2 rRNA genes (1 of these 2 cut by a window edge) are annotated in these 3190 nt (G+C 55.5%); both read left to right on the forward strand.

The features are described 5' to 3' along the window. Positions 1 to 2696: ribosomal RNA gene (locus VF515_14265) — 23S ribosomal RNA — on the forward strand; it begins 319 nt to the left of the window's first position. Between the two features lie 69 nt (positions 2697 to 2765). Further along, positions 2766 to 2881: ribosomal RNA gene (gene rrf / locus VF515_14270) — 5S ribosomal RNA — on the forward strand. The last annotated feature ends 309 nt before the right edge of the window (positions 2882 to 3190 follow it).

Consider the following 3190-nt stretch of genomic DNA (forward strand, 5'->3'; position numbering starts at 1 on the left):
CACCCGGGAAGTTATAAAATCGTGAAGTAGCAGAAGGCTCCTGGAATGGACAACCAGAGAGGGTGAGAGTCCCGTAAGCGAAACGTCACGATCTTCCTGGAGGCAGTTCCCGAGTACTGCGGGGCACGTGTAACCCCGTGGGAAGCTGGGAAGACCATTTTCCAAGGCTAAATACTTGCTTGCGACCGATAGTGAACTAGTACCGTGAGGGAAAGGTGAAAAGCACCCCAGTGCGGGGAGTGAAATAGTACCTGAAACCGTGCGCCTACAAGCAGTGGTAGGGCGGTTCGTTGTGGTTCGCCATGACGATGCCTGACCGCGTGCCTTTTGCTTAATGAGTCTGCGAGTTACTCTGTGCAGCAAGGCTAAGCCGAGTGAGGTGGAGCCGTAGCGAAAGCGAGTCTGAATAGGGCGATTGAGTTGTGCGGAGTAGACCCGAAGCGGGATGATCTACCCATGGCCAGGGTAAAGTCTCGGTAACACGAGATGGAGGCCCGAACTGGTGGAGGTTGAAAACTCTTCGGATGAGCTGTGGGTAGGGGTGAAAGGCTAATCAAATTCCGTGATAGCTGGTTCTCCCCGAAATATATTTAGGTATAGCCTTGGATGCTCACTGTCGGAGGTAGAGCACTGGATGGGCTAGGGCCCTTACCGGGGTACCAAACCTAACCAAACTCCGAATGCCGACACGTGGAGTCCAGGAGTCAGACTACGGGCGATAAGGTCCGTGGTCGAGAGGGAAACAGCCCAGACCGCCAGCTAAGGTCCCAAAGTTCGTGCTAAGTGGGAAAGGATGTGGAAGCACCCAGACAACCAGGAGGTTGGCTTAGAAGCAGCCATCCTTTAAAGAAAGCGTAACAGCTCACTGGTCAAGTGAGTCCGCGCCGAAAATGTAACGGGGCTCAAGCACGATACCGAAGCTGCGGATTAACTCGACGCCTCGGCGTTGGGTCAATGGTAGGGGAGCATTCCAGTCGCCTGTGAAGGTGGATCGTAAGAACCACTGGAGGTTCTGGAAGAGCTTATGCAGACATGAGTAGCGATAATGTCGGTGAGAAACCGACACGCCGTAAGTCTAAGGTTTCCTGGGTAAAGGTAATCTGCTCAGGGTTAGTCGGTGCCTAAGCCGAGGCCGAAAGGCGTAGACGATGGGAAACAGGTTAACATTCCTGTACCACCGCGACAGCGACCAAGACGCCAGGGGGAGACGGAGAAGGGTAGGTCAGCCGGGTGTTGGATGTCCCGGTTTAAGCCAGTAGGCGGGAAGAGCAGGTAAATCCACTTTTCCATTCCAAACGCCGAGAGGCGAACACGAGCGATTCCTTAGGGTCTCGCGAAGTGATTGATCCCATGCTTCCAAGAAAATCCTCGGGGCGAGTTGTCGAGGTGACCGTACCGCAAACCGACTCAGGTAGACGGGTAGAGTATACCAAGGCGCTTGAGAGAACCGTGGTTAAGGAACTCTGCAAATTGACACCGTAACTTCGGAAGAAGGTGTGCCCCCGGTAGGTGAAGGGATTCGCTCCCGGAGCCGAAGGGGGTCGCAGTGATCAGGGGGTAGCGACTGTTTATCAAAAACACAGGACTCTGCAAAGTCGCAAGACGACGTATAGGGTCTGACGCCTGCCCGGTGCCGGAAGGTTAAGGGGACTCGTTAGCCGCAAGGCGAAGCGGGGAACCGAAGCCCCGGTAAACGGCGGCCGTAACTATAACGGTCCTAAGGTAGCGAAATTCCTTGTCGGGTAAGTTCCGACCTGCACGAATGGCGTAACGATTTCCCCACTGTCTCGACCACGGACTCAGCGAAATTGCAATCTCGGTGAAGATACCGGGTACCCGCGGCAGGACGGAAAGACCCTGTGCACCTTTACTACAGCTTTGCAATGGATCTAGGGATAACATGTGTAGGATAGGTGGGAGGCGTTGAAGCCGGGGCGCTAGCTTCGGTGGAGCCATCCTTGAAATACCACCCTTGTTGTTCTTGGGTTCTAACCGCAGTCTGTCATCCAGACTCGGGACATTGCATGGTGGGTAGTTTGACTGGGGCGGTCGCCTCCCAAAGAGTAACGGAGGCGCGCAAAGGTCCCCTCAGGCTGAGTGGAAACCAGCCGTCGAGTGCAAAGACATAAGGGGGCTTGACTGCGAGAGAGACATCTCGAGCAGGTGCGAAAGCAGGTCTTAGTGATCCGGTGGTCCCGCATGGAAGGGCCATCGCTCAACGGATAAAAGGTACGCCGGGGATAACAGGCTTATCTCCCCCAAGAGTTCACATCGACGGGGAGGTTTGGCACCTCGATGTCGGCTCGTCACATCCTGGGGCTGGAGCAGGTCCCAAGGGTTCGGCTGTTCGCCGATTAAAGTGGCACGCGAGCTGGGTTCAGAACGTCGTGAGACAGTTCGGTCCCTATCCGCCGTGGGCGTAGGATACTTGAGGGGAGTTCTCCTTAGTACGAGAGGACCGGGAGGAACGCACCGCTAGTGTTCCGGTTGTGGCGCCAGCCGCATTGCCGGGTAGCTATGTGCGGACGGGATAACCGCTGAAAGCATATAAGCGGGAAGCCCCCCCCAAGATAAGGTATCCCTGGGCCGCGAGGCCCCTAAAGGCCCCTCGAAGACGACGAGGTTGATAGGCCGGGTGTGAAAGCGCAGCAATGCGTTGAGCTAACCGGTACTAATTGGCCGTGCGGCTTGACCACTATTTTTTGTTGTCCCTGCCAAGGCGTTTTCGCGCCGGTTCCCGTATGCAATTGTGAGCGTTCCAGCCTTCCGGTGGTTATGGCGGAGGTGATACACCCGTTCCCATTCCGAACACGGAAGTTAAGCCCTCCAGCGCCGATGGTACTACTGGGTCGCCCAGTGGGAGAGTAGGACGCCGCCGGATCTTTATCTTGTTGTGGCGGTGGGCTCGGTTTAAACGCCGAGCCCACCGCTGTAGTGCTCATGATCCGCTGCTATACAGAAAAATCGAGAGCTACGTTTGAAGATGGCTGGTTGGCATGATGGTTAGGCGCGCTTCACGCCGCTGAGATTTGCCCCGTTGACTTGACTGAATTTCCTGAGGTCAGTGCTTGTGTTCGATTTTCTTTCCGTAGCTAACTTCGCCCTTATCAACTCTCAGCGAGAAGCCACATTCTGGATTGATACAGACCCAAGCCTTGAAAAGGACGGAAGCCCCTTCTTGTCCGTAGTC

Source organism: Candidatus Binatia bacterium (genome assembly GCA_036382395.1).
Classification (GTDB): domain Bacteria; phylum Desulfobacterota; class Binatia; order HRBIN30; family HRBIN30; genus JAGDMS01.